Annotated in this window: 7 protein-coding genes; 4 read left to right on the forward strand and 3 right to left on the reverse strand. The window is 68.3% G+C overall.

The window, feature by feature from the left end; genetic code table 11:
- The 3 genes from L995_RS01455 to L995_RS01465 form a co-directional block, all read right to left on the reverse strand.
- The coding region (locus L995_RS01455; RefSeq protein ID WP_047468457.1) for an alpha/beta fold hydrolase at nucleotides 1-420 on the reverse strand (420 nt) is incomplete at its 3' end.
- Entirely contained in the window at nucleotides 417-860 is a 444-nt protein-coding gene (gene aroQ, locus L995_RS01460) for a type II 3-dehydroquinate dehydratase (RefSeq protein ID WP_016450549.1), read from the reverse strand. The genes L995_RS01455 and aroQ, both read right to left, overlap by 4 nt.
- A gap of 130 nt (nucleotides 861-990) precedes the next feature.
- A complete protein-coding gene (locus L995_RS01465; RefSeq protein WP_043823784.1) occupies nucleotides 991-1356 on the reverse strand; it encodes a hypothetical protein in 366 nt (121 codons plus the stop codon).
- Between the two features lie 230 nt (nucleotides 1357-1586).
- Between L995_RS01465 and L995_RS01470 the strand changes: the two genes are divergently transcribed.
- From L995_RS01470 to L995_RS01485, 4 genes are all read left to right on the forward strand, one after another.
- Nucleotides 1587-3395, forward strand: a complete 1809-nt coding sequence (locus L995_RS01470) for a glutamine--tRNA ligase/YqeY domain fusion protein (RefSeq protein ID WP_047468446.1) — start codon at nucleotides 1587-1589, stop codon at nucleotides 3393-3395.
- 127 nt (nucleotides 3396-3522) lie between these two features.
- The gene (locus L995_RS01475) at nucleotides 3523-4239 is read left to right on the forward strand and encodes a class I SAM-dependent methyltransferase (protein WP_047468448.1); all 717 of its coding nucleotides are present in this window, start codon (nucleotides 3523-3525) and stop codon (nucleotides 4237-4239) included.
- 56 nt (nucleotides 4240-4295) lie between these two features.
- Nucleotides 4296-4613 carry a DUF2322 family protein gene (locus L995_RS01480; RefSeq protein ID WP_013803391.1) on the forward strand — a complete coding sequence of 106 codons (318 nt, stop codon included), beginning with the start codon at nucleotides 4296-4298 and terminating at the stop codon, nucleotides 4611-4613.
- 183 nt (nucleotides 4614-4796) lie between these two features.
- A partial coding sequence (locus L995_RS01485; protein WP_047468454.1) for a DUF3300 domain-containing protein occupies nucleotides 4797-5871 on the forward strand: 1075 nt, incomplete at its 3' end.

Raw genomic sequence — 5871 nt, forward strand, 5'->3', positions numbered from 1 at the left:
CCGCGTGTCGGCAGCGGCCAGCATGCCGGCCGTCATGCCGCCAAAAGAGAAGCCGACCAGATCGCACAGCGGGGCGGCGGGCGCTCCGCCATCGGCCAGCAGCTGCCGCAGGCCCTGGCGCAGCGGCTCGACCAGGGTGTCGGCATCCTGGCCGCCTGGCACCCCATCGGAATCGCCAAAGCCCGGCAGGTCCGGTATCCACAGCTGGCGGCCCTGGGCCAGCAGAGCGTCCATGCAGCGCAGCCAGTGCGTCCAGCTGCCGCTGCCGCCGTGCAGCATGACCACCGGCAGCACGCCCGCGCGCGCCTCGCCCCAGACATGCCAGACCATGTGGCCGTCGTCGGGCCGCGCGGCAGACAGCGGCGTGGTCAGGCGCCGAGCACGGGCGCGCAGGCGCTCTATGGCGACAGGCGTGTTCACCACTGGGCCACGGCGTCGATGGCCAGGCCGTAGCCGGCCACGCCAAAGCCGCACATCACGGCGCGCGCGGCCGCCGACAGGTAGGAGTGGTGGCGGAAGCTCTCGCGCGCATGCACGTTGCTGATGTGCAGCTCCACCAGCGGCACGCCCGTGCCCTTGACGGCATCCAGCAGGGCCACGCTGGTGTGGGTGTAGGCGGCGGCGTTGAAGATCAGGCCGGCCAGGCGGCCTTCCGCGTGCACGCGGCCGGCCTCGTGGATCCAGTCCACCAGCTCGCCTTCATGGTTGCTCTGGCGGAACTCCAGGGCCAGACCGTAGCGCGCACAGGCGGCTTCGCACAGCGCACGCACATCGGCCAGGGTCTGGGAGCCATAGATGGCGGGTTCACGCAGGCCCAGCAGGTTCAGGTTCGGGCCATTGAGGACATAGACGGTTTTCACGGCGGGGACACTCCAGGTTTCCAACGGGCTGGATTATGCGGGCCATCCCCGGCCCGGTCTTGGCGCAGGCACCACGGAAAAAGCCGCCCAAAGGGGCGGCAAGAGTCGGTTCAGCGCGGCTCAGCTCAGATCAACGGCGCCAGTGGCCATGCCCGTGACCATGGCCATGGCGGTACTCGCCACGGTATCCACCCCGGTAGCCGCCGCCATAGCCGTATCCGTAGCCGGGAACGACCACGACGGGCGGAGCACGGTAGACGGCGCGCGGCGCGTAGTAGACCGGCGGCGGGGGGGCGTAGTAAATGGGCTGGGGCGGTGCCACATAGACGGGGGCAGGCGCGACATAGACGGGCGGGCCATACATGCCCGGCGAATTCAGGCTGATGGACCACTGCACATCGCCCCGGGCCTGGGCGGCGCCCGAAGCCATGAGGGCGGCCAGGGCCAGGCCGGCTGCTGCTGCTTTTGCAACCCACGGGGAAGCTGTCGTTGTCATGGTGTCTCTCCTCGAAGTTGGACAGGCGTGGCAGGCATTGCCGCTGCTGCCGCCTTCCCGCACTTTGGCACAGGGGGACGGCATACGCCCTGCATTCTCAACGCGCGACAGGGGTCTACGGATGGCAGGCTTTTATACAAGTTTGTTTCCAAATGCCTCAACCCTTGCCCGGCGCGGCTGTCCGAAAGCCGTCCGGAGCGGGTCGGCAGGCGCGCGCCTACAATGCTGCGATGAGCTCTGCTGACGCCTCCCCCATCTCCAAAGATCCGGTCAAACCGAGTAACTTTCTGCGCCAAATCATCGAGGCCGACCTGGCCAACGGTACCTACGCCCAGCGCCGCTGGGGTGGAAGCCCCGGTGATGGCGACCACCACAACCAGGGCCAGGTGGACGTGGCGAAGATCCGCACACGCTTCCCGCCCGAGCCCAACGGCTACCTGCACGTGGGCCACGCCAAGGCCATCTGCCTGAACTTCGGCCTGGCGCGCGACTACCAAGGCGCCTGCCACCTGCGCTTCGACGACACCAATCCCGAGAAGGAAGACCAGGAGTACGTGGACAGCATCATCGATGCCGTCCATTGGCTGGGCTTCGGCTGGAAGGAAGCCGACGGTCACGAGAACCTGTACTTCGCCAGCAACTACTTCGACTTCATGTACCGCGCGGCCGAGTACCTGATCGAGCAGGGCCTGGCCTATGTGGACGAGCAAAGCGCCGACGACATGAAGGCCAACCGCGGCGATTTCTCGCGCCCCGGCGTGGACAGCCCGTTCCGCAGCCGCACGGTGGCCGAGAACCTGGCGCGCTTTCGCGAAATGCGCGACGGCAAGCTGCCCGATGGCGCTGCCGTGCTGCGCGCAAAGATCGACATGGCATCGCCCAACATCAATCTGCGCGATCCCGCCATCTACCGCGTGCGCCATGCCGAGCACCACAACACCGGCAACCAGTGGTGCATCTACCCGATGTACACCTTCGCCCATCCCATCGAGGACGCGCTGGAGCACATCACCCACAGCATCTGCACGCTGGAGTTCGAGGACCAGCGCCCGTTCTACGACTGGCTGCTGGACCACCTGCGCGCAGGCGGCCTGATCGCTGCCCCGCAGCCGCGCCAGTACGAGTTCTCGCGCCTGCACCTGACCTATGTGATCACCAGCAAGCGCAAGCTCAAGCACCTGGTGGACAACGGCATCGTCAGCGGCTGGGACGATCCGCGCATGCCCACCATCGTCGGCCTGCGCCGCCGTGGCTACACGCCGCAGAGCATCCAGGCCTTCTGCGAGCGCATCGGCGTGACCAAGGACTACGCCTGGATCGACTACTCCACGCTGGAAGGCTGCCTGCGCGAAGACCTGGAGAACCAGGCCCATCGCGGCATGGTGGCCCTGGACCCGCTGAAGCTGGAGCTGACCAACTGGGCCGAGGTCTTCGGCAGCGCCGAGCACCTGGAAGCCTGCGAGCTGCCTGCCCTGCCCCACGCCGCCGAAGGCCAGCAGGTGCCGGTGCGCCGCTTCACGCTGGGCCGCGAGGTGTGGATCGAGCGCGAGGACTTCGCCGAAGTGCCGCCCAAGGGCTACAAGCGCCTTTTCCCCGGCAACAAGGTGCGCCTGAAGGGCGGCTACGTGATCGAGTGCACGGGCTGCGAGAAGGATGCCGAGGGCAACGTCACCAAGGTGCTGGCCACCGTGGTGCCCGACACCAAGAGCGGCACGCCGGGCGCCGACAGCGTCAAGGTCAAGGCCGCCATCACCTGGGTGGGCGCGGCCGACGGCGTGCAGGCCGAAGTGCGCCTGTACGACCGCCTGTTCACCGACCCGCAGCCCGATGCGGGCGGCAAGGACTTCCTGGCCCTGCTCAACCCGGACAGCCTCAAGGTCGTGACGGCCTACGTGGAGCCGTCGCTGGCCCAGGCACAGCCTGACGACAAGTTCCAGTTCGAGCGCTTCGGCTACTTCGTGGCCGACCGCAAGGACCACGCACCGGGCAAGCCCGTGTTCAACCGCGCAACGGGTCTCAAGGACTCCTGGGGCAAGTAGGCGCACGGCCCGCTGGCGGGCACCTGCACCGCTCCCCCGAAGATGGCCCACCATCCTGCTTTGCAGGGGTGGGCCATCGCACATCGGCGCTTTTGCAGTGACCATGGCCTCAGCACAATTCCAGGCCATGAACCAAGCCTTGCCACAGGCGGCTTCCGCCGCCAAGTTCGACACCTCCCGCGCGGCCGAGTACGAGACGCAAAGCCGCATCGCCCTGGCCGGCTACGACGCCTGCCACGAGCTGGCGGCCTGCCTGCTGGCAGCCAGCCTGGATGCCGAGCCGAAGTCCGTGCTGATTGGCGGCGCCGGTGGCACGGGCCAGGAAATCCTGGCCACGGCGCGGCTCAGGCCGCAGTGGACATTCACGGCCGCCGACCCTTCGCCCCCCATGCTGGACCAGACCATGGACCGCATCGCAGCCGCCGGCCTGTCGGCCCAGGTGCGTGCAGCACCCTGTGCGGTGGAGGACCTGCCCGCCGGCACGGTGTTCGACGCGGCCACGCTGATCGGCGTGCTGCACCACATTCCTGACGATGCGGACAAGCTCAGGCTGCTGCAGGCCCTGTCGGCCAGGCTGGCGCCGGGCGCGCCCTTCATCCTGGCCTGCAATCGCCATCGCTACGACAGCGAGCCGCTGTTCCTGGACGCCTGGGCCATGCGCTGGCGCATGGCAGGCGCGGACGAGGCCGCCGTCCATGCGAAACTCGGCAAGATCCGGCAGGGCGCGGTTCCACCCGCCTCGGAAGAGGCAGTGGAGCAGATGCTGGCCCAGGCCGGCTTCGTTCAGGCCAAGCGCTTTTTCTCCAGCCTGTTCTGGTGTGCGTGGATTGCCGCCAAGGCCTGATCGCCCCGAGCCGATCGTTCTTTCTCCGCCTTCCTTTCTTTGATTTGCCTTTCAGCATGAACTTCTCCGCACGCCTTCAGCAACTGCCCACCGTCACCCACCTCGCCGCGCTGCAGCTGGCCGATGCCCAGGGCCAGGTCGTGGCCACCATCGAGAACAAGCCCGGCCAGACCGGCTCCCTGGCCGTGTACCACGCGCTGGCCGCCCTCTACGGCGGCAGCATCACGCCCGCCGCCGCTGAACTGGGCCTGGAGTGGTATGCCGAGCACACGCAGGACGCCATCGCCTTCCCTGGCAAGCACCCCAACATCGACCGCCTGCTGGCCTGGTCCAAGGGTGCCGAGAGCTACCAGGCCCGCCTGATCGCGGCCTGAGCGCGGCCTGAGCGCGGCCTGAGCGCCGCCTGATTCAGCCTGGGTAAACACCGCGTCACAGAAGTTGCGCGGACTGGGGGCATCGGCTGACACGCCGGTGTCAACGCAGCGTGCACTTTGGCGTTCAAATGACATGTGCCTTGCCGCTTCGGCGCGCAAGGCGTTCCTGCCCAGGAGAACGCAATGCTGCAATCCGCCGTGCCCAGAGCACGCACCATGGCCCCCTCAGCTTCCCACGCCGGCGCCCTGCGCCTGAGCGTGCTGGGCCTGGCCGCCGCCCTGGCGCTGAGCGCCTGCAACGAATCCCAGGACAAGCCCCCGCAGGCCGCCAGCGCGCCGCTGCCGCCTGCCACCGAAAGCGCCCAGCCCGTCGCCACGCCCGTGGCCTATGTGCCGCCGTCGGCCGAGACGCTCTACCAGATGGTGGCGCCCATTGCGCTGTACCCCGACAAGCTCGTGGCCCAGGTGCTGGCCGCCTCCACCTATCCGGACCAGGTCGGCGCCGCCGAGGTCTGGCTGGGGCAGAACCCGGGCCTCAAGCCCCAGGAACTGCAGGACGCCGTCAACGGCCAGGACTGGGACCCGTCGGTCAAGTCCCTGGCCCAGTTTCCCAACGTGCTGGCGCAGCTGTCTTCCAACATTCCCTGGACCACGGCCCTGGGCAGGGCCTACTACAACGATCCGGCCGACGTGATGAACGCCATCCAGGTAATGCGCCAGCGCGCCTACAAGGCCGGTACGCTCAAGGACTCCAGCCGGCTCAAGGTGGCCGTGGCCGCGGCCGACGCCCCGCCGCGCGATCCCCAGCCAGCGCCCCAGGACATGGGCGAGCCCCTGTCGTCCATGCTGCCGGTGCCGGTGATCGATACGCCCTCGCAGTTCATCGAGATCACTCCCGCCCAGCCCGACACCGTCTATGTGCCGCAGTACGACCCGGGTGTGGTGTATGGCGAGCCGCTGCCGGTGTATGGCGGCTACCGCCCTATCGTGGCGCCGCAGCCCGTCTACGTGGGCAGTTCGGCCACGCCCGTGGTGGCGGGGCTGATCGGCTTTGGCGCAGGCGTGATCCTCGCCGAGTCCGTGGACCGTCGCCCCTGGGGCTGGAACTCCTGGGGCATGCGCTGGGGCGAGCCCGGCTACCGCTGGCACCGCAACGAGCCGCCGCCACCGCCCTCGCGCCGGCCAGCCGTGATCTACAACAACAACACCTATGTGACGCGCTCGACCACAGTGGTGCAGAACATCCGCAACACGCAGA

The sequence above is a fragment of the Delftia sp. ZNC0008 genome (genome assembly GCF_000799035.1).
GTDB classification, from domain to species: domain Bacteria; phylum Pseudomonadota; class Gammaproteobacteria; order Burkholderiales; family Burkholderiaceae_C; genus Comamonas; species Comamonas tsuruhatensis.